This window comes from Streptomyces sp. NPDC088147 (assembly GCF_044741565.1).
GTDB lineage: Bacteria > Actinomycetota > Actinomycetes > Streptomycetales > Streptomycetaceae > Streptomyces.
This window is the reverse complement of sequence record NZ_JBIUSY010000005.1, coordinates 209,020-228,504: the sequence shown is the minus strand read 5'-3', so window position 1 is coordinate 228,504 and position 19,485 is coordinate 209,020. Positions and strand designations below refer to the sequence as shown.

Here is a 19,485-nt window from a genome sequence, read left to right as displayed (position 1 = left end):
GGCCCGGCGGATGGGCCGTCAGACGCGCGAGGCGGCGGTGCTGCGGCGGTAGAGGATTCCGCCACCGAGCAGCAGACCGGCGCTGGCGGCTCCCATGGCGAGCAGGTTCAGATCACTGCCGGTGGAGGCCAGCTGAGCGAACTCGTCCGAGGCCGTGGTCAGGTGCGACGAGGCGGGCAGGATCGCTTCGGAGGAACCCCGGGGGGCCGGGGTACGCGGCTGCGTGGCGGGGCCGGCCGGGTCCACGGCGCGGTCGTCCGGCGGAGTGACGGTCCCGGGCGCCTCCGGGGATCCGGGGGTTCCGGGGGTTCCGGGGGTGCCGTGGGGCGCCTGCGGGGTGCCGTTCACGCAGAGGTTGCCGAAGGCCGGGTTGAGGACGCCGATCAGATCCACCGAGTTCCCGCAGATGTTCAGCGGGATGTCGAGGACGGCCTCCAGGACGTTGCCGGTGAGCACGCCCGGCGAGCCGACGGCCCCGGCGGAGGCGTGCGTGGAGCTGGCGGCCTCGTCGTGATACCCGCCGGGGGACGCGTGGCCGGGTGCGCCGTGGTGCGGCGCGTGGCTGTGGGGCGGGGCCGGCGGTGTGACGGCGTCGTCCGCCTCGGGAGCCGGCCGGGTGGCGTGCGCGGGGGGAGCCGCCTGCGCCGGGGGACCGGCGTGGGGCGCCGGATCCGCGTGCGGCGCGGGGTCCGAGTGGGGCGCGGGAGCCGTCTGGGGGCCCGGCGCTGCGTGGGGCGCGGGAGCCGGATGTGCCGCGTGCCGCGGTCCGGTCGACGAATTGACGCAGGCATTGCCGAAAACCGGGTTGAGTACCCCGATGGGATCCACCGTATTCCCGCAGACATTGACCGGGATCTCCACAGGCACCTGAATGGTGTTCCCGGACAGTACGCCCGGTGAACCGACGGCTGCCCCGTCGGCGTCCACCGCCTGGGCGTAACCGCTGCTCATGGAGAGGACGCTCGACGCCGCTGCGGCGGTGAGCAGTCCTTTACTGATGAGATCTCGCATCTGGTTCTCCTCCTGCCCGCCGGTTCGACGGGCAGTGGTCGCTGGTTGAAATCGGTGCCAACTGAGGCCGGTCCCGGGGCGCAGGTCGTACGCGCCCCGGGACCGGCCGAGAACACCCCCGCGGGGTGCCCTTAGAACGTCACTGCAACGTCACTTGTTGATGCACTTGTTGCCGAACGCGGGGTTCAGCAGGCCGATGACGTCGATGCTGTTACCACACACGTTGACCGGAATGTTCACGGGAACCTGAATGACGTTTCCGGAGAGAACACCCGGCGAGTGGGCGGCGAAGCCCTCCGCCTCGGCGTCGGCCATGGCCGGGGCAGCGGAACCCATGGCCAGGAGCAGGCCTGCGACGACCGTTGCGGCCTTCTTGCACTTCATCTTGAGCCCTTTCCGCAGCGGCGAATACGTTCGCACGGCTTTCGTGGAACGCGAGCACGGCTTTTCCGGCTCATACGTCCGCTGCTGGAAGTCCAACGATTATGTGCTGTCGAAGAAACTGTCCAGGATTCGTGCAGCCGTTTGTTCACTCGGTTGCCACGATAATGTTTTCTTCTTCGCGCATCCCGGAATACATGCGGAATTTTTCCGCAATTCCGCGCCCCGGGCCCGTCCCTGATCGGCCGTCGTCAACGCCGTACGGGCCGGCGGGGGCTCCATCGCCCCGGCCGGCCCGTACGTGCTGCGGGAGGTGCGGGATCAGCGGTTGCCCGCGCCGTTCCCGGACAGGACCGGGATGTCGTCCAGGACGTGCGACAGCGGCTCGTCGCCCTTCGCCTGGGTGGAGTTCTCCGCGCACTGCTGGTTCTGCGGGCTGGACAGGACCTGAAGGTCCTGGACCGTGACCGGCAGGAGGAGGCCGACCAGCGAACCGACGTTGGCCTTGACCGGCACGCCGAGGCACAGGTCGTTCAGCGAGCCCTGGATCAGCTCCGCCTGCGGGCTCAGGTCGCCCCGGGTGGACTGGTTGCCGAACGCTTCCTCCGCACCGTTTCCACTCAGGGAGGTGGTCCCACCGTCGTTGGCGGTGGCGAACGCCGAGGGCGCCGCCGCGGCCGTGACACCGACCACCGAGACGGCGACGGCCGCGCCGGCCATAATCTTCTTGATCACGATGTGTTTCCTTTTCTCAAAGAATGCATGCGGAGCGACCTGCACAACCGGCCACCAGCTGTTTAGTTCCGCTGCTTCACCCGATCGGCTTGCCGGTGAACGCGGCATTGTCCTGTGGCGTCGGCCGGGAGTGGCGGGCCTGTTGATCCCCGGTAATACGCCGTTGGAGTGAAGGGCCGGAACCAAACCCGGGGTCTGGAGTTGCACCAGTAGCCCCGGGGATTTTGGGGCTTCCTTCAGAAGGGGACTCATCGTGATCAAGAAGGTCATGGCCGGTCTGGCCGTCACCACCTCCGTGGTCGGCGTTTCCGCCGCCGCCGCGCCCACCGCGCTCGCCGTCGGCAACGACGGTGGCACCACGTCCGCCAGCGGGAACTTCGCCACGCAGGCGTACGGCAACATGGCGACCCACGGCAACATGAGCCCGCAGATCGCCCTCATCCAGGGCTCGCTGAACAAGCCCTGTATCGCACTTCCGGCCAAGGCGAACGTCGGTTCCCTGCTGGGTGTCGTGCCGATCTCGGTCCAGGACATCAATGTCCTGTCCTCTCCGCAGAACCAGCAGTGTGTGGAGAACTCGACGCAGGCGAAGGGCGACGAGGCGCTGTCGCACATCCTGGACAACATTCCGATCCTGTCCGGGAACGGCACGGGCAACCGCTGAGAAATCGGCCGGGCCGCCGGGCCGGGCCACCGCTGAATTCCGCGGTGGCCCGGCCTTTTTCTCTGAATAATGCATTACGCCATTCGGGGGAACCGCCGCAACTAATCCATCCGTGAGCGAGTTGAGCAAGTCGGACTCCACCGGTGGAGTCCGACTTTCCGGAAAGGCATTTACATGAAGAAGCTGTGGGCAACCGCCGCTGTGGCCGCGTCGATCGTCGGAGCCACGGCCGCCGCCGCGTCGCCGGCGCTCGCCATCGCCGATGACGGCGGCACCACCTCGCTCAGCGGCAACGGTGCGAAGCAGGCCTTCGGCAACCAGTCGACCAGGGGCGACATGAGCCCGCAGCTGGGCCTGGTCCAGGGCTCGCTGAACAAGCCCTGTGTCGGTCTGCCGCTCAAGGCGAACGTCGGCTCCCTCATCGGCCTCGTGCCGATCACGGTCCAGGACGTCAACGTGCTGTCCTCTCCGCAGAACCAGCAGTGTGTCGAGAACTCGACCCAGGCGAAGGGCGACGAGCCGCTGTCGCACATCCTGGACGACATCCCGGTGCTGTCCGGGAACGGTGTCGGCAACCGCTGATCCCACCCGAAGGCCCGGCCCCGCGCACCGCGCGGGGCCGGGCCTTCGGCATGTCCGGGCTCTGTGGGTGACGGGTGCGGAAAAACTCCCGGAACGGTGTCAACCGGATCACCGCCCCCGTGCGTATACGTCTTGAGATCTGGCCACGTCCTGGGAGCCGCATGACCGTCGAGGAGTTTGAGGAGTTCTACGCTCACTCCGTTCAGCAGCTGGTGGGACAGGTGTACCTGATGACCGGAGACCTTCACGAGGCTCAGGACGTCGTGCAGGAGGCTTTCGTACGTGCCTGGGGCCGCCGGGCGAAACTGGACAGGGACGCGGGGCCCGAGGCGTGGATCCGTATCGTCGCGTTCCGGCTGGCGGTCAGCCGGTGGCGAAGGCGCGGCCGGGCCCTGGAGGCCTGGCGGCGGTACAGCGGAAGCGAAGCGCACATCCAGGCCGCGCCCGAGCCGGGCACGGTCGCCCTCGTCTCCGCGCTCCAGCGGCTGTCGGCGCGACAGCGTCTGGTGGCGGTGCTGCACTACGTGTGCGACCTGACGGTGGAGCAGGTGGCGGCAGAGGCCGGGATCTCGACCGGAACCGTCAAGACTCATCTGTCCCGGGCCAGGGCCGCGCTCGCGGCCGGGCTCGACGACTCACCCGCCTCCGAGGAGGAACACGGTGCCTGAGTTCCATCGCAGTGGCGGCGAGGATCCCCTGGAAGATCCCCTGTCCGCCGCACTCAAAGACGCCGCGGACCAGGGCGGGCGGCGGGTGTCACCGCTGCCTGTCGAGGAGATCGAGGCACGGGGGACCCGGCGGCGGCGTACGACGCTGGCCCTCGCCGCCGCCTGCGCGGTGTGTGTGCTGAGCGGAGCGAGCGCGGTCGCCGCGCTGAACCTCACCTCCGAGCAGCCGCCCGCCCGTCCCGTCCCCTCGGTCACCTCGTCGCCGTCCGTGTCGCCGTCCAGTCCGCCGCCCCCACGCACCTCGTCCGCCACGCCGTCCGGTCCGAGCACGTCCGCCGTGGCGCCCACCGGCTCACCGTTCGGTGGGGGCGAGTCTTCGCCCGTACCGGGGGCGGGGTCGGCCGGCGGCGCGCCGACACTCACGCCGCCGCCCATCGGCCAGGGGACCGGCCTGGGCCCGTCGGTCACGGTGTCGCCCGGCTCCAGCGCGAGCACCTCCCGGCCGCCGGCCGACTAGCCCGGCAGGTTCTGTCCGGTCCACCGGCGCGTACCCACAGAGAGACCTCACACCCATGCACGGAGTCAGCCTCGCCCTGCCCGAAAACGGCACGCCGAACCCGCCCTGCGCGTCGCTTCCCGAGCCGGACGCGAGCCCGGCGGGGCCTGTCCGGGTCCGCGATCCCTACGTCGTGGCCGTGATCCTGTTCTGCGCGTACGCCGCCCTGTCCATATCCCGGTTCTGGCAGCTGCGGACGATGTCCTGGGACCTGGGCATCTTCGAGCAGGTGATACGCGCGTACGCGGAGCTGCGGGCGCCGGTCGCCGACCTCAAGGGGCCGGGCGTCAATATCCTCGGCGACCACTTCAGCCCCGTCACCGCGCTGCTGGCCCCGGCGTACCGGCTGTTCCCGTCGCCCGTCACGCTGCTGGTCGCCCAGGCCGCGCTGTTCGCGCTCTCCGCCGTCCCCGTCACGCGCGTCGCGGCGCGTCTGCTGGGCCGGTGGCAGGGGCTGGCGATCGGTGTGGCGTACGGCCTGTCGTGGGGGGTGCAGCGGGCGGTCGAGTTCGACTTCCACGAGATCGCCTTCGCGGTCCCGCTGATCGCCTTCTCCCTTGAGGCGCTGCTGACCGGCCGCCTGCGGGCCGCGCTGTGCTGGGCGTTGCCGCTGGTGCTGGTGAAGGAGGACCTGGGGCTGACCACCGCCGCGATCGCGCTGGTCGTGGCCCTGCGCGCGCGGCACGCGGCACCCCGGTTGGTGCGCGAGGCGCTCGCGGTGGCGGCGCTGGCGGTGGTGGTCGCCGCGCTCACGTTCACGGTCGTCATACCGGCCTTCAACTCGGGCGACACATACGACTACTGGGACAAGGTCGACGGCGGGAACGGTCCGCTGGACGGCTTCGGCACCAAGTTCCGTACCCTCGTCTGGCTCCTGCTGCCGACCACGGGGCTCCTCGCGCTGCGCTCCCCGCTGATACTGATCGCCCTGCCGACGCTGGGCTGGCGCTTCCTGTCGTCGGACGACCACTACTGGGGCACGGGCTGGCACTACAGCGCCGTGCTGATGCCCGTCGTGGCGCTCGCGCTGGTCGACGCCGTCCATCGGATCCGGCGCGACGCACGCCCCTGGCTGCGTTCGTACGCGCGCCATCTCCCGGCGGCGGTCGCGGGCGCGGCGCTCGCCCTGACGACGTCGCTGCCGCTGTCGGCCCTGACCGAACCGGACACCTACCGCGTCCGGCCCGAGCCGAGAGCGGCGCAGCGGCTGCTGGACCGTATCCCCGACGACGCGACGGTCGAGGCGAACGTGGGGCCGGTCAGCCTGCTCACCTCGCGCTGCCGGGTCTTCTGGGTGGGCGATACGCGAGGCATCACCCCGGACTACATCGCGCTCAACAACACGAGCGGGTGGGTCGGTGACCCGGTGGGGTACGCGAAGCGGCTGCATCCACGGGCCACTTACACGGTCGTGGGCGAGGTGGGCGGCTATCTGCTGCTGGAACGGTCCTCGAATCCACGGACCTAGCGCGGGCGCGGCGGGCGCGGGAGCGGGTCCGGCTCGCTCATGCGTTCAACTCCCCTCTGTTCCATATGGGTTGTCGCGGAGAATTCCCCATGCGGAGTAGTGAGGAAAGGTCACTTCGGGTGTAGAAACGAGGAATTGCACGCGAAGAGGCGAGGACTCGCAGCTATGGCTAGGGATTCACTCTCGATCGAAGAGATCGGTAAGCCGGCGATGTCGGGCGGGGTCCGGGACTATGTGCGAGGGGACCCGGATTGGGTGCCGCCGGATTTTCCCGAGCCCACGCGCGAGTTGGTGGAGCGCGTCGCCGTCGGACTGCGGGGGCTGGCCGAATGACCGTACGCGGAGTAGAGGGCGCTGATCTGGTGCCGGGGTCCGGGCTCCGGTGGCCCAAGTGCGAGTGCGGACAGTCGATTTGCCCCGACGGCAAGGGATCGGGCGCGGCGCGCGGCGGTGCCGGTTCCGGGGCGCTCTCCGCACGCGTGGCGGAGCGGAACAAATGGAGCGGTCGCGGCGGGGTGTGAGGGGCGTGAACGCCCGGGGAATTTCCCCTCGCCCGGGATTACCGGCCGTTACGGGGGAACGCGGAATAGCCGTGACCGGGCCCGGGGGCGCCTGGGCCGGGCGGGTAGTGTGTCGGAATGCTCACTGTGACCTCCGTGAATGTGAATGGACTGCGCGCCGCCGCGAAGAAGGGTTTCGTGGAGTGGCTGGCCGGCACCTCCGCCGATGTGATCTGCCTCCAGGAGGTACGCGCCGAGCCCCAGCAGCTCCCGGAGGAGGTCCGTGCCCCGGAGGGCTGGCACGTCCTGCACGCGCCCGCCGCCGCGAAGGGGCGCGCGGGTGTCTCGCTCTACGCGCGGCGGGAGCCGGAGGGCACGCGGATCGGGTTCGGCAGCGCGGAGTTCGACGGGAGCGGGCGGTACGCGGAGATCGATCTGCCCGGTGTCACGGTCGCCAGCCTCTATCTGCCCTCGGGCGAGGTGGGCACGGAGCGCCAGGACGAGAAGATCCGGTTCATGGACGAGTTCCTCCCGTACCTGGAGCGGCTGAAGAAGCGCGCCGCGGCGGACGGGCGCGAGGTGCTGGTGTGCGGCGACTGGAACATCGCCCACCAGGAGGCCGACCTCAAGAACTGGCGGGCCAACCGAAAGTCGTCGGGCTTCCTCCCCGAGGAACGCGCCTGGCTGACCCGTGTCTTCGAGGAGACCGACGGGGACTACGTGGACGTCGTCCGCGCCCAGCACCCGGACCAGGAGGGCCCGTACTCGTGGTGGTCGTACCGCGGTCGTGCCTTCGACAACGACGCGGGCTGGCGCATCGACTACCACGTGGCGACGCGGGGCCTGGCCGCGCGGGCGGTCAAGGCGTACGTCGAGAAGGCCGCGAGCCATGAGGAGCGGTGGAGCGACCACGCGCCGGTGACGGTCACCTACGACCTCGGCTGACGCCCTTCCGCGTAACGGCGCCGTAGAGGGACGGTTCTCAGCCGTCGGCGGGCTCGGGCGGGTCGGGGGGCGCCGCGGCTTCCGGTTCCGTACGCAGGTGGCGGTCCAGGGCCAGTGAGAATTCCGCCTCCACCACGCTCTTCGCCAGCGGGCGGAGCTTCTCCGCGTCCGTCGTGGTGGTGTGGGCCCGCAGGACCGCGGCGAAGAGCCCGGCCAGGGCGTCCGCGTGGACGCGGACGCGGCGGGCCGCGTCGAGGACCGCCGCCAGGGGGACGCCCTCGCGGACCAGGGCCGCCGACACATCCAGCAGGCGGCGGCTGATGTGGACTATCTCGTCGCCGTCCGTGGCCAGATAGCCGAGGTCGAGGGCGGCCCGCAGATTCTCCGGGGTGACCTCGCCCTCGAAGTAGTCGGCGAGTTCCTCGGGGGAGAGCCGGACCGGGGTCTCCTCGGTGGGTTCGCCGAGGCCGAGCACCTCGCCCACGTCCCGGCCGCTCTCGAAGGCGGTGGCGAGATGGGCGATGCCGGTCAGGGTGTGGCCGCGCTCCAGCAGGCCCGCGATCGTACGGAGCCGCGCCAGGTGGTGGTCGTCGTACCAGGCGATCCGGCCTTCCCGGCGCGGCGGCCGGATCAGGCCGCGCTCGCGGTAGAAGCGCACGGTACGGACGGTGATGCCCGCCTCGCGGGCCAGCTCCTCCATGCGGTACTCGCGGGGTCCGGGGCCTTCTGCCATGCCCGCCAGCTTATGGCGTGCCGGGGCGGGTTGGGAAAGTCCCGCCCGGCCCGCGGCGCCCGGCACGCCCGTCTCGCGACGCCCCTCCCGTACCGCCCGTACCGCCCGTACCGCCCGTAACCCCGGCTCGCTCCGGCGGCGACTTTCCCGTCCCCAACCCCTACCCATCAGTACGGCACTGCTCTACTCTCCAATCGTGCCAGTGATTACTGGCGCAGTTGTGCGGGTGTCGTCCGGTGTCAGGAGGCGGTATGGGCCAGCACGAACACGACCACGAACATGACCACGAGCCCGAGCACGTCCATGTGGCGGTGGTCGGGTCCGGGTTCGGGGGGCTCGGGGCGGCCATCCGGCTGCGCCGGGAGGGGATGACCGACTTCGTCGTGCTGGAGCGCGCCGACTCGGTCGGCGGGACCTGGCGGGACAACAGCTATCCGGGATGCGCCTGCGACGTCCCCTCCCATCTCTACTCGTTCTCGTTCGCGCCCAACCCCGACTGGCCGCGCACCTTCTCCGGGCAGCGGCACATCAGGGCGTATCTGGAGCATGTCGCGGACACCTTCGGGCTCCGGCCGCATCTGCGGCTGAACCACGAGGTACGGCTGATGCGCTGGGACAACGACGCCCTGCACTGGAAGATCGAGACCTCGCGCGGAACGCTCACCGCCGATGTCATCGTCTCCGCGACCGGGCCGCTCTCCGATCCGAAGATCCCGGAGATACCCGGGCTCGCCGGTTTCCCGGGGAAGGTCTTCCACTCGGCCCGCTGGGACCACGGCTACGACCTGCGCGGCAAGCGCGTCGCCGTGATCGGTACGGGCGCCTCCGCCATACAGATCGTGCCGGCGATCCAGCCCGAGGTGGGCAGGCTGACGCTGTTCCAGCGGACACCGCCCTGGGTGATGCCGCGCGTCGACCGGGCGATATCCGGGGCCGAGCGGCGGCTGCACCGGGCGCTGCCGTTCACCGGGACCCTGCGGCGCCGGATCCTGTGGGGCATAAGGGAGTTGCAGGTCCAGGCGTTCACCAAGCGGCCGGACGAACTCGGGCTCGTCGAGTCCCTCGCCAAGGCCAATATGGCGAGGGCCATCAAGGACCCGGTGCTGCGCGCCGGACTGACGCCCTCGTACCGCATCGGCTGCAAACGCATCCTGCTCTCCAGTACGTACTATCCGGCGCTCGCCCAGCCCAATGTGGACCTGGTGACCTCGGGGCTGGCCGAGGTGCGCGGCTCCACGCTGGTCGCGGCGGACGGTACGGAGACCGAGGCCGACGTGATCGTCTTCGGGACCGGTTTCCATGTGACGGACATGCCGATCGCCGAGCGGGTGGTGGGCGCCGACGGGATCACGCTCGCGGAGGCGTGGAAGGACGGGATGCAGTCGCTGCGCGGCGCGACCGCGGCGGGCTTCCCCAACTGGATGACGATCATCGGCCCCAACACCGGGCTCGGGAACTCCTCGATGATCCTGATGATCGAGTCCCAGCTGAACTACATGGCCGACTATCTGCGGCAGTTGGACGGGCTCGGGGGCCGCGGGGGCGGCCCGAGGAGCGCGGGCGGGACTGCGGGCGGGAGCGGGCGCGTGGCGCTGGGGCCGCGGCCCGCCGCCGTACGCGCCTGGAACCACCGGGTGCAGGAGCGGATGAAGCGGACCGTGTGGAACACCGGCGGCTGCACCAGCTGGTACCTGGACGAGCAGGGCCGCAACACCACCGTCTGGCCGGGAACGACGGCGGAGTTCCGCCGGGTCACCCGGGAGGTCGATCTCGCGGAGTACGAGGTGATCCGCGCCGCCGCCGTGTCCGTACGGGTGCCGCGGCAGGCGGAGAAGCCGGTCGCGGAGACGCGGACGCCGCAGGAGCGGGCGTCCGGGACGAGGACGACCGAGAGGTCTGCCGGGGCGCGGGCCGGAGCGCGGGCCGGGACACCGGCCGCGAAGGAGGGCGTCCGATGAGGCAGCCGCACAGGGAGCGTGAACTGACCGCCGTCTCCGCCGACGGTACCCGTATCCATGTCGAGGTCCACGGCGACGACGGCCGGCCCGCCGTCGTTCTGGCGCACGGCTGGACCTGCTCGATCCGGTTCTGGGCGGCCCAGCTCGCGGACCTGGCCGCCGACCACCGGGTGATCGTCTACGACCAGCGCGGCCACGGCCGTACGCCGCCGCCGGCCGGCCACTCCGCGGGCTACACCACGGACGCCCTCGCCGACGATCTGGAAGCCGTGCTCGCCGCCACGCTGGAGCCGGGGGAGCGAGCCGTCCTCGCCGGACACTCCATGGGCGGGATGACGCTGATGGCCGCCGCACGGCGGCCCGCCTTCCGGGAGCACGCGGCGGCCGTACTGCTGTGCAGCACGGGCAGTTCGCGGCTGATCCCGGAGGCGCTCGTCGTACCGATGCGGCCCGGCAGGACCCGTACCTGGATCAGCCGGCGGATCCTCGGCGCGCGCGCCCCGCTGGGGCCGGTCACGCCGCTGTCGAAGCGGATGCTGCGCTACGGGACGATGGGCCCCGGCGCCGCGCCGGACCGGGTCGCGGAGTGCGCCCGGATCGTGCACGCGTGCCCGCGCCCCGTCCGGGTGGCCTGGTCGCATGTCCTCGGCGCGCTCGATCTCGACGCGGAGGTACGGGAGTTGAGGGTGCCCGCCGTCGTCGTCGTGGGGCGCGACGACCGGCTGACCCCACCGGTCCAGGCGCGGGCGCTGGCCGCCGCGCTGCCCGACCCCGCCGGGCTCACCGAACTCACCGGGGTGGGACATATGACGCCCGTGGAGGCCCCGGAGGCCGTCACCGGAGCGATCCGGTCCCTCGTCGGTACGTACGTCGGGAACGCCGAGAGCGCGAGGAGCGCCATGGGCGCGAAGGAGGACGCGGCATGAGCGGGGCAGGGGCAGGGGCGGGGGCAGGGGCACGGGCAGGAGCGGGAGCCGGCCGGCAGGGTGTCCGGAATCTCGACGGACAGGTCGCCGTCGTCACGGGCGCGGCGCGCGGCGTCGGCGAACTGCTGGCGCGCAAGCTCTCCGCGCGCGGCGCGAAGGTCGCCCTCGTCGGTCTGGAGGAGGACGGGCTGAAGCGGGTCGCCGCCCGGCTGCACGCCGACTGTGATCAGTGGTACGCGGATGTCACCGACGACACCGCGATGGCGCGGGTCGCCCAGGAGGTCAGGGCGCGCTTCGGCACGGTCGACATCGTCGTCGCCAACGCGGGTGTGGCGGCGGGCGGTCCCTTCGCGGACTCGGACCCGGACGCGTGGCGGCGGGTCATCGAGGTCAATCTGATCGGAAGCGCGGTGACGGCGCGGGCGTTCCTGCCCGTCCTGCGCGAAAGCCGCGGCTACTTCCTCCAGATAGCGTCGCTGGCCGCGATCACACCGGCGCCGATGATGACCGCGTACTGCGCGTCCAAGTCCGGGGCCGAGGCCTTCGCGCACAGCCTGCGCTCCGAAGTCGCCCACCAGGGGGTCAGGGTCGGGGTCGGCTATCTGTCCTGGACGGACACCGACATGGTGCGCGGCGCGGACCGGGACGAGGTGATGCGGGAGCTGCGGCAGCGGCTGCCGTGGCCGTCGAACCGTACCTATCCGCTCGGTCCCGCCGTCGACCGGCTCGTCGCCGGGATCGAGCGGCGCTCGGCGCATGTGTACGCGCAGTGGTGGCTGCGCGGGATGCAGTCCGTACGCGGATATCTGCCGGCCGTCATCGCGGCGGCCGGACAACGCGAGATGCGGCGCTTCGGACCACGTCTGGCGGGCGTGCGAAAGGGGCTGGTCGGGGCGGGCGGGGCGGCCGACGAACAGGAACGCACACAGCGTTACTGATCGAAATGCGCGGAATGTCGGGGCATGTAAGTCTGGTCGAGGCCCCACTCGGGTCCCCCCAAGCTCCCCACACCCCATCAGGAGTGACATTCCATGGCTATTGCCGATCAGTTCAGGGACAAGGCCGAAGAGCTCGCCGCCCAGCAGGCGAAGTCGCGGCAGGGCGACAAGAAGGACGACCGGACGCAGCAGCCCGGCCGCCCCGGCCAGCCCGACCGCGGTGCGCAGCCCGGCTCGCCGGCCAGGGACCGCAACCAGGGGCAGCACAACGCTCAGCACGATGCCCAGCAGAACGACGCCCAGCACAGCAACGCCCAGCACAACAACGCGCAGAACGATGCCCAGCACGACGCTCAGCACACCAACGCGCAGCAGAACGCGCAGAACAGGGCGCAGAGCGCGCGCGATGAACTGGATGACCGCTTTGACGCCTGAGTGAATGGCTTGATGATCGCGAGGCGCACCCGGTTCCGCCGGGTGCGCCTTCTTTAGTTGTTCGCGGGTGTGGTGAACGTTTCTTGCGCGCGTGGCGGTCCTACGCGCGGGGCGGGAGCGGCGGGCGGCGCAGGTCCGGAACCGCTCCGTATCCCGGCGGTGTCGACGCCGGATGCCCGGCCAGCAGGTCCAGCGCCACCCAGACCGCGTCGTCGAGCTGGGCGTGCCGTCCCTCCGCCCAGTCGAGCGGCGTGCGCAGTGCCTCGATGTCGGGCTCCACGCCGTGGTTCTCGATGGACCAGCCGTACGCGTCGAACCAGGCGGCGTTCATGGGCACCGTGATCACCGTCCCGTCGCCGAGCCGGTGCCGTCCCGTCATTCCGACCACCCCGCCCCAGGTGCGCTGGCCGACCACGGGGCCGAGGTTCAGCAGCCGGAAGGCCGCGGTGATCATGTCGCCGTCGGACGAGGTCGCCTCGTCGGCGAGCGCGACGACCGGGCCGCGCGGCGCGTTCGACGCGTACGAGACGGGCTGGGCGTCGCGCGTCAGATCCCAGCCGATGATCCGGCGGGTCAGCTTCTCGACGACCAGCTCGCTGATGTGGCCGCCCGCGTTGCCCCGTACGTCCACGATCAGCGCGGGGCGCGAGACCTCCAGCCGCAGATCCCGGTTGAACTGGGCCCAGCCGGAGCCGCCCATGTCGGGGATGTGCAGATAGCCGCATCGGCCGCCGCTGATCTCCCGTACGGCCTCACGGCGTTTGGCCACCCAGTCCTGGTAGCGCAGCGGGCGTTCGTCGATGAGCGGCACCACCGCGACGCGGCGGGACGGACGGTTGCGCTCCGCGGGCCGGAAGGTCAGCTCGACGGTCGTGCCGCCCGCGGCGGACAGCAGGGGATAGGGACCGGCCACCGGATCGACCGGCCGGCCGTCCACATGGGTCAGGACCGCGCCCTCGCGGATGCCCGTACCGGCCAGCGGTGAACGCGCCTTGGAGTCCGAGGAGTCGCCGGGCAGGATCCGCTTGATCATCCACTCGCCGTCCCGGCAGACCAGATTGGCGCCGAGCAGACCGATCGGACGCTGGTAGTGCGGCGGGCCCTCGTTGCGGCGGGCCGGGGTGACATACGCGTGCGAGGTGCCCAGTTCGCCGAGGACCTCGCGCAGCAGATCCGCGAACTCGTCGGGGGAGCTGACCCGTTCGACCAGCGGACGGTACTGGTCGAGCACCCCGTCCCAGTCGATGCCGCACATGTCCGGCTCCCAGAAATAGGCGCGGATGACGCGCCCCGCCTCGTCGAACGCCTGGCGCCACTCCGCGCCCGGGTCGACGTCGTGCAGGATCCTGCGCATGTCGAGATAGACGGTCGAATCGCCGTCACCGGGCTCGGTGGCGGGCACGGCGCGTAGCTCGCCGTCGTCCACGACGACCAGCCGGGAGCCGTCGCCGCTGGGCACGAACCAGTCGAGATGGCCGACGAGTTCGCTCTTGCGCGCCTTCGTGATGTCGAAGTGTTCGAGGGTGGGGCGGCCCGACATGTCGGCGGGGTTGGCGAACGTCTCGCCGAGCGCGCCGGAGATCGGCCAGCGCAGCCAGACCAGACCGCCGCCGCTGACCGGATACAGCGCGGAGTACTTGGACGCGGTGACGGGGAACGGCGTGACGCGGTCGGCCAGCCCCTCGACCTCGACGGTGACCGTACCGTCGCCGGACTCGCCGACGGACGGATCGAGTCCGCCGGCCGCGGGGCGGCCCTCCGGCGACAGAGCGAAGGGCGACGGGGTCGCGGAGGAGAGCGGTACGAGATAGGGGCGGCAGCCCAGCGGGAAGGAGAGGTCGCCGGTGTGCACGTCGTACACCGGGTCGAAGCCGCGCCAGGACAGGAACGCGAGATAGCGGCCGTCGCTGGTGAAGACCGGATTCTCGTCCTCGAAGCGGCCGTTGGTGACGTCGACGACGGTACGGGCGAAGCTGCCCGCGATCTTGGCGAGCTTGATCTGCCGGAGGGAGCGGCCGATACCGGGGTGGGACCAGGTCAGCCAGTCGCCGTCGGGGGAGAAGGCGAGGTCGGTGACGGCGCCGTTGATGGAACGGATGAGTTCGGTGACGGGCTCCGGGGCGGGGGCGGAGTCGGCCGCTGGTGTGGTGTCGGCGGTCGATTCCGTGATGTCCGTGGTGTCCGTGGCCGGATCGGGGTCCGGTTCCGGCCCGGGTTCCGATTCCGATCGCGGTTCGGGTTCCGGTTCGGGTTCCGGTTCCGGTTCCGGTTCCGCCGTGTCTATCAGCAGCAGTCTGCCGTCGTGCGAGGCGATCGCGATCCGCTCCCCGTCCGGGGCGGCCACCATCTCCCGTACGCGGCCCAGTTGTCCGGACGCCAGCCGCCGAGGCCGCCGCTCACCGCTCGCCCTGGGCAGATACGCGATCTCGATCGCGTCCTCGCCCTCCGCGTCGGTGACATACGCGACCTGGCCGCTGTCGCCGAGCATCACCGGGAACCGGACCCGGACGCCGGGGGTGTCCGCGATCGTGCGGGCCGGGCCGTCGCGGTGGGTGAGCCAGTACAGGCTGCCGCGTACGGACACGGCGCTCGCCCGGCCCGTCATGTCCACGGAGATCCCGGCGACATGGCTGCTGGCCGGGACCTGGTAGCCGCGCCGCCCCGCGCGCTGACCGCCCAGCCGTACGTCCAGCTTGCGCGGCACCGAGTCGGGCGTCAGCGCGTCGACCAGCCAGAGGTCCCCCGCGCACTGGTAGACGACCCGGCGCCCGTCGGACGAGGCGTGGCGGGCGTAGAAGGCGTCGTGGTCGGTGTGCCGGCGCAGATCGGTGCCGTCGGGACGGCAGGAGTAGAGGTTGCCGACGCCCTCGTGGTCGGAGAGGAACGCGATTCTGCCGTCGACGAACATCGGGCAGTCGAGATGGCCCCCGAGATCCGCGAGCAGCCGTTCGCCGTGCAGCCAGAGCCGGCCCATGGCGCCGCCGCGGTACCGCTTCCATGCGGCGGGCTCGTGCGGCGGCTTCCCGGTGAGCAGGAGCGTACGGTGCGCGCCGTCCACGTCCGCGACGGCGATGTCGTTGACCGGGCCCCAGGGCAGCGCGCCGCCGGGGGAGCCGTCGAGGGGGAGGCTGTAGGCCCAGGCGAAGTACGAGAACGGCTGGCCGTGCGAGGAGACCGCGAGGATCTGGGACTCGCCGTTCTTGTCGGGGGGCGTCCAGCCGCAGACGCGGGTGTCGGTGGCGCCCCAGTAGGTGAGCCGGCGGGCGGGCCCGCCCGCGACGGGGACGAGATGGATCTCGGGGTCGAGGCTGCGCCAGGTCGTATAGGCGAGGTGGCTGCCGTCCGGGGAGAAGCGGGGGTGGCCGACTCTGGTGCGGTCGACGGTGACCCGCCAGGCGCGGGCGGGCCGGTGCCCGGCCGGGACGAGGGGAGCGACCCAGAGGTCGTCCTCGGCGGCGAAGCACAGGGAGTCGTCGTGAAGGTGCGGGAAGCGGAGATACGCGACGTCGTCACTCACCCACCTAATGCTGCACTTTTCGTGGGCGTGGCGCCTCCCGGCGGGGGGTGCGGGTTGCGGTCGCGGTGCGGTGCGCCTCCGGCGGGGGTGCGGGGTGCGGGGTGCGGTCGCCGGGTTGCGGTTGCGTTGTCGTGTGCCGGGGGCCGGGGGCTCCGGAGGTACATGTCCGGACGGCATGATTTACGGCGCGACTCTGCCCTGACGATGGTTCGGGCGTCCGTGCGCCACAAATCACGCTTTAGTGTCCGGACACGCACCTCCTCCGCCCCCGACCCCCTCTCCCCGGTGGTCGCCCAGCTCAACGCGCGGGGTGCGCGCTGGGGTGGGGTGCCGGTTTCGTTCCGGGTGCCGTCTTTCCGGAGGCGAACCGAGCCCTCAAAAAAAGGTGTCGCAGCGCACATGCGAAACGGTTTCGTTTCGTTGGGGGGTGGGGTTATCTTCGTACTGTACGAAACCGTTTCGTTTGGCAGGAGCAGACCCGTGGCGCGCAGCAGGCTCACCCCCGAGCGTGAAGCAGAGCTGTACGCCGCCGTGCTCGATCTGCTGCGCGAGGTCGGTTATGACGCCCTCACCATGGACGCCATCGCCGCCCGCACCCGTTCCAGCAAGGCCACCCTCTACCGCCAGTGGGGGAGCAAGCCCGAGCTGGTCGCCCATGCGATGCGGCACAACAAGCCCATCAAGCTCGTCGACGTGGACACCGGCTCGCTGAGCGGTGACTTCCACGCCGTGATGGCACACACCGACGACTGCCAGATGGAGAAGGACAGCGCGCTGATGCGCGGTCTTTTCCATGCCGTCCACGACAACCCCGATCTCCATCAGGCGCTCCGTGAGCTCCTGATCGAGCCCGAGCTCAATGGGCTCGCGCAGATCCTCCAGCGCGCTGTGGACCGGGGCGAGGTCTCCCCGGACAATCCCGCGCTGAAGTACGTCACCCACATGCTGGTCGGCGCCATCGTCGCCCGGCAGCTGATCGAGGACCGGTCGCCCGACCGGGACTTCCTCACTTCGTATTTCGACGCCGTGATCCTCCCCGCCCTCGGCGTCTGACCGTCCCCCTCAGCACCCGCAGTACCTGACGCGTGCCGCTCTCTCGCCGTCGGGCCGGCTCCCCATGCCCTCAGATCCATTCACAGACCCGGGAGTACGCCCTCGTGGCCACGTTCCTCTACAAACTCGGACGGTTCGCCTTCCGGCGCCGCAACTATGTCGCCCTGGTATGGGTGGCACTGCTCGCGCTCGCCGGTGTCGGAGCCGCCTCCGCGTCCACGCCCACGTCCAGTTCCTTCTCGATACCGGGGACGGAGGCCCAGAAGGCCTTCGACCTGTTGGAAGAGCGCTTCCCAGGAGCCAGTGCCGACGGTGCGACCGCGCGGGTCGTCTTCAAGGCACCGGCCGGCGAGAAGATGACCGACGCCGGTCACAAGGCCGAGGTCGGCAAGATCGTCGATGAGCTGTCGGGCGGGTCCGACCAGGTCGGCTCGGTGACCGATCCGTACACCGTGAACGCCGTCTCGAAGGACGGCTCGACGGCGTACGTGCAGGTCTCCTACAAGGTCACCTCGATGGAGCTGACCGACGAGACCCGTACCGCTCTGGAGGAGACCGGCGCCGAGGCGAGGGCGCAGGGGCTGACCGTGGAGGTCGGCGGGGACGCGCTCCAGGCCACCCCCGAGATGGGGTCCACGGAGATCATCGGTGTGGCCGTGGCCGCGGTGGTGCTGGTCATCACGTTCGGTTCGCTGGTCGCGGCGGGGCTGCCGCTGGTGACCGCGCTCATCGGGGTCGGCGTCGGGGTCTCCACGATCACCGCGCTGGCCAGCGTCCTCGACCTGGGCTCCACCACCTCCATCCTGGCGATGATGATCGGTCTGGCGGTCGGGATCGACTACGCGCTGTTCATCGTCTCCCGCTACCGGGCCGAACTGGCCGAGGGCAGGGAGCGCGAGGAGGCGGCGGGACGGGCCGTCGGCACCGCCGGGTCGGCCGTGGTGTTCGCCGGTCTGACCGTGGTGATCGCGCTCGCCGGGCTGGCCGTCGTCAATATCCCGATGCTCACCAAGATGGGCCTCGCCGCCGCCGGTACGGTCGTGATCGCCGTCCTCATCGCGCTCACCCTCATCCCGGCGACGCTGGGCTTCGCGGGCAAGCGGGTGCACGGGCGCAAGGACCGCAAGGCCATGGACGCCAGGGCGGCGGGCGGCGAGGAGACCGGGAAGCCGAACATGGGCACCCGCTGGGCGCGCTTCGTGCTGCGCCGTCCGGTCGCCGTCCTCGTCACGGCGGTGCTGGGGCTCGGGGTCATCGCGATTCCGGCCGCCTCGCTGGAGCTGGGTCTTGGCGACGACGGTTCGCAGCCGCCGAGCACCACCCAGCGCAAGGCGTACGACCTGCTCTCCGACGGCTTCGGGCCCGGGTTCAACGGGCCGCTGATGGTCGTCGTGGACGGCAAGGCCAACGACAACGCCAAGGCGGCGGCCACCGAGCTGTCGGACACGGTGAAGAAGCTGGACGGCGTCGCCGTCGTCACCCCGTCCACCGTCAACAAGGCGGGTGACACCGCGACGATCACGGTGATCCCCGAGGACCGCCCCTCCTCGGTCACGACGGAGGACCTGGTCCACTCCATCCGGGACACCGGCGGGGAGATCACGGCGGACAACGGTGCCCAGGTCCTGGTCACCGGTGCCACCGCGATGAACATCGACTTCTCGCAGAAGATGAACGACGCGCTGCTGCCCTACCTCGCGCTCGTCGTCGGGCTCGCGTTCCTGCTGCTGATGCTCGTCTTCCGCTCCGTGCTCGTACCGCTCAAGGCCGCTCTCGGCTTCCTGCTCTCCGTGGTCGCCGCCCTCGGCGCGGTCGTCGCGGTCTTCCAGTGGGGCTGGCTCGGGGGGCTGCTCGGGGTCGAGCAGACCGGTCCCGTGATGTCGATGATGCCGATCTTCATGGTGGGCGTGGTCTTCGGTCTCGCCATGGACTACGAGGTCTTCCTCGTCACCCGGATGCGGGAGGCGTATGTCCACGGGGAGCGGCCCGGCGAGGCGATCGTCACCGGGTTCCGGCACGGCGCGCGGGTGGTCTCGGCCGCCGCGGTGATCATGATCGCGGTCTTCGCCGGCTTCATCGGCTCCAGCGAGTCGATGATCAAGATGATCGGCTTCGGGCTGGCCATCGCCGTCTTCTTCGACGCGTTCGTGGTCCGGATGGCGATCGTGCCCGCGGTGCTCGCGCTGCTCGGTGACAAGGCGTGGTGGCTGCCGCGCCGGCTGGACAGGGCGCTGCCCAACGTGGACGTGGAGGGCGAGGCGCTGCGCCACCGGCTCGGGGACGACACGTCGCAGGGTCCGGACGGCGGGCCCGGTCAGGACCGTGAGCTTGTGCGCGTCTGACCCCTGGTACCCCGGGGCCACCGCATGAGCGGTGCGTGGCCCCGGATCGCGCCGGCGGCCGTGGGGACGGGAG

General features: G+C 70.9%; 18 protein-coding genes. 13 read left to right on the top strand and 5 right to left on the bottom strand.

Annotated elements, in window-relative coordinates; all coding sequences use genetic code 11:
• Positions 1 to 18: 18 nt before the first annotated feature.
• The 3 genes from ACIOGX_RS19070 to ACIOGX_RS19060 all read right to left on the bottom strand — a co-directional run bounded on the left by ACIOGX_RS19070 (position 19) and on the right by ACIOGX_RS19060 (position 2,124).
• The gene (locus ACIOGX_RS19070; RefSeq protein WP_401914541.1) at positions 19 to 1,011 is read right to left on the bottom strand and encodes a chaplin; all 993 of its coding nucleotides are present in this window, start codon (positions 1,009 to 1,011) and stop codon (positions 19 to 21) included.
• 150 nt (positions 1,012 to 1,161) lie between these two features.
• Positions 1,162 to 1,395 (bottom strand): chaplin, encoded by a 234-nt coding sequence (locus ACIOGX_RS19065; RefSeq protein WP_129767031.1) that lies wholly within the window; start codon positions 1,393 to 1,395, stop codon positions 1,162 to 1,164.
• A 318-nt stretch (positions 1,396 to 1,713) separates the two neighbouring features.
• Positions 1,714 to 2,124, bottom strand: a complete 411-nt coding sequence (locus tag ACIOGX_RS19060; RefSeq protein ID WP_401915102.1) for a rodlin — start codon at positions 2,122 to 2,124, stop codon at positions 1,714 to 1,716.
• Between the two features lie 256 nt (positions 2,125 to 2,380).
• Between ACIOGX_RS19060 and ACIOGX_RS19055 the strand changes: the two genes are divergently transcribed.
• The 7 genes from ACIOGX_RS19055 to ACIOGX_RS19025 all read left to right on the top strand — a co-directional run bounded on the left by ACIOGX_RS19055 (position 2,381) and on the right by ACIOGX_RS19025 (position 7,510).
• Entirely contained in the window at positions 2,381 to 2,791 is a 411-nt protein-coding gene (locus tag ACIOGX_RS19055) for a rodlin (RefSeq protein WP_356512537.1), read from the top strand.
• A 174-nt stretch (positions 2,792 to 2,965) separates the two neighbouring features.
• The gene (locus ACIOGX_RS19050) at positions 2,966 to 3,373 is read left to right on the top strand and encodes a rodlin (protein ID WP_356512539.1); all 408 of its coding nucleotides are present in this window, start codon (positions 2,966 to 2,968) and stop codon (positions 3,371 to 3,373) included.
• A 161-nt stretch (positions 3,374 to 3,534) separates the two neighbouring features.
• Positions 3,535 to 4,041, top strand: a complete 507-nt coding sequence (locus tag ACIOGX_RS19045) for a SigE family RNA polymerase sigma factor (protein ID WP_356512541.1) — start codon at positions 3,535 to 3,537, stop codon at positions 4,039 to 4,041.
• Positions 4,034 to 4,558 carry a hypothetical protein gene (locus tag ACIOGX_RS19040; protein ID WP_401767036.1) on the top strand — a complete coding sequence of 175 codons (525 nt, stop codon included), beginning with the start codon at positions 4,034 to 4,036 and terminating at the stop codon, positions 4,556 to 4,558. Before ACIOGX_RS19045 ends, ACIOGX_RS19040 begins: the two co-directional genes overlap by 8 nt.
• Positions 4,559 to 4,613: 55 nt before the next feature.
• Positions 4,614 to 6,065 carry a DUF2079 domain-containing protein gene (locus ACIOGX_RS19035; protein WP_401914535.1) on the top strand — a complete coding sequence of 484 codons (1,452 nt, stop codon included), beginning with the start codon at positions 4,614 to 4,616 and terminating at the stop codon, positions 6,063 to 6,065.
• Between the two features lie 165 nt (positions 6,066 to 6,230).
• Entirely contained in the window at positions 6,231 to 6,398 is a 168-nt protein-coding gene (locus ACIOGX_RS19030) for a hypothetical protein (RefSeq protein WP_356512547.1), read from the top strand.
• Positions 6,399 to 6,703: 305 nt separating this feature from the next.
• Positions 6,704 to 7,510 (top strand): exodeoxyribonuclease III, encoded by an 807-nt coding sequence (locus tag ACIOGX_RS19025; RefSeq protein ID WP_401914532.1) that lies wholly within the window; start codon positions 6,704 to 6,706, stop codon positions 7,508 to 7,510.
• 37 nt (positions 7,511 to 7,547) lie between these two features.
• Here the strand turns inward: ACIOGX_RS19025 and ACIOGX_RS19020 are convergent, their stop codons facing one another.
• A complete protein-coding gene (locus tag ACIOGX_RS19020) occupies positions 7,548 to 8,210 on the bottom strand; it encodes a MerR family transcriptional regulator (RefSeq protein ID WP_356512869.1) in 663 nt (220 codons plus the stop codon).
• 284 nt (positions 8,211 to 8,494) lie between these two features.
• Here ACIOGX_RS19020 and ACIOGX_RS19015 point away from each other — a divergent pair, with 284 nt between their 5' ends.
• The 4 genes from ACIOGX_RS19015 (at position 8,495) to ACIOGX_RS19000 (ending at position 12,500) form a co-directional block, all read left to right on the top strand.
• Positions 8,495 to 10,201 (top strand): flavin-containing monooxygenase, encoded by a 1,707-nt coding sequence (locus tag ACIOGX_RS19015; RefSeq protein ID WP_401914529.1) that lies wholly within the window; start codon positions 8,495 to 8,497, stop codon positions 10,199 to 10,201.
• Positions 10,198 to 11,127 (top strand): alpha/beta fold hydrolase, encoded by a 930-nt coding sequence (locus ACIOGX_RS19010; protein ID WP_401914526.1) that lies wholly within the window; start codon positions 10,198 to 10,200, stop codon positions 11,125 to 11,127. Before ACIOGX_RS19015 ends, ACIOGX_RS19010 begins: the two co-directional genes overlap by 4 nt.
• The gene (locus ACIOGX_RS19005) at positions 11,124 to 12,065 is read left to right on the top strand and encodes an SDR family oxidoreductase (protein ID WP_356512555.1); all 942 of its coding nucleotides are present in this window, start codon (positions 11,124 to 11,126) and stop codon (positions 12,063 to 12,065) included. Before ACIOGX_RS19010 ends, ACIOGX_RS19005 begins: the two co-directional genes overlap by 4 nt.
• Positions 12,066 to 12,158: 93 nt before the next feature.
• Complete coding sequence (locus tag ACIOGX_RS19000; RefSeq protein ID WP_356512557.1) at positions 12,159 to 12,500, top strand: hypothetical protein; 342 nt, start codon at positions 12,159 to 12,161, stop codon at positions 12,498 to 12,500.
• 100 nt (positions 12,501 to 12,600) lie between these two features.
• On the opposite strand, the gene ACIOGX_RS18995 is transcribed toward ACIOGX_RS19000, so the two are convergent.
• On the bottom strand, positions 12,601 to 16,017 hold the full coding sequence (locus tag ACIOGX_RS18995; protein WP_401914522.1) for a S41 family peptidase: 3,417 nt from the start codon (positions 16,015 to 16,017) through the stop codon (positions 12,601 to 12,603).
• A 480-nt stretch (positions 16,018 to 16,497) separates the two neighbouring features.
• On the opposite strand from ACIOGX_RS18995, the gene ACIOGX_RS18990 reads away from it, so the two are divergent.
• Complete coding sequence (locus tag ACIOGX_RS18990) at positions 16,498 to 17,070, top strand: TetR/AcrR family transcriptional regulator (RefSeq protein WP_356512561.1); 573 nt, start codon at positions 16,498 to 16,500, stop codon at positions 17,068 to 17,070.
• 104 nt (positions 17,071 to 17,174) lie between these two features.
• Positions 17,175 to 19,412 carry an MMPL family transporter gene (locus tag ACIOGX_RS18985; RefSeq protein WP_401914519.1) on the top strand — a complete coding sequence of 746 codons (2,238 nt, stop codon included), beginning with the start codon at positions 17,175 to 17,177 and terminating at the stop codon, positions 19,410 to 19,412.
• The last annotated feature ends 73 nt before the right edge of the window (positions 19,413 to 19,485 follow it).

Bases quoted from the DNA above. Each gene is read 5' to 3' on its own strand.
- ACIOGX_RS19010 (WP_401914526.1), top strand. From the start codon at position 10,198: ATGAGGCAGCCGCACAGGGAGCGTGAACTGACCGCCGTCTCCGCCGAC.
- ACIOGX_RS19035 (WP_401914535.1), top strand. From the start codon at position 4,614: ATGCACGGAGTCAGCCTCGCCCTGCCCGAAAACGGCACGCCGAACCCG.
- ACIOGX_RS19015 (WP_401914529.1), top strand. From the start codon at position 8,495: ATGGGCCAGCACGAACACGACCACGAACATGACCACGAGCCCGAGCAC.
- ACIOGX_RS19020 (WP_356512869.1), bottom strand. From the start codon at position 8,210: ATGGAGGAGCTGGCCCGCGAGGCGGGCATCACCGTCCGTACCGTGCGC.
- ACIOGX_RS19005 (WP_356512555.1), top strand. From the start codon at position 11,124: ATGAGCGGGGCAGGGGCAGGGGCGGGGGCAGGGGCACGGGCAGGAGCG.
- ACIOGX_RS19070 (WP_401914541.1), bottom strand. From the start codon at position 1,011: ATGCGAGATCTCATCAGTAAAGGACTGCTCACCGCCGCAGCGGCGTCG.
- ACIOGX_RS19030 (WP_356512547.1), top strand. From the start codon at position 6,231: ATGGCTAGGGATTCACTCTCGATCGAAGAGATCGGTAAGCCGGCGATG.
- ACIOGX_RS19025 (WP_401914532.1), top strand. From the start codon at position 6,704: ATGCTCACTGTGACCTCCGTGAATGTGAATGGACTGCGCGCCGCCGCG.
- ACIOGX_RS19065 (WP_129767031.1), bottom strand. From the start codon at position 1,395: ATGAAGTGCAAGAAGGCCGCAACGGTCGTCGCAGGCCTGCTCCTGGCC.
- ACIOGX_RS19045 (WP_356512541.1), top strand. From the start codon at position 3,535: ATGACCGTCGAGGAGTTTGAGGAGTTCTACGCTCACTCCGTTCAGCAG.
- ACIOGX_RS19050 (WP_356512539.1), top strand. From the start codon at position 2,966: ATGAAGAAGCTGTGGGCAACCGCCGCTGTGGCCGCGTCGATCGTCGGA.
- ACIOGX_RS19000 (WP_356512557.1), top strand. From the start codon at position 12,159: ATGGCTATTGCCGATCAGTTCAGGGACAAGGCCGAAGAGCTCGCCGCC.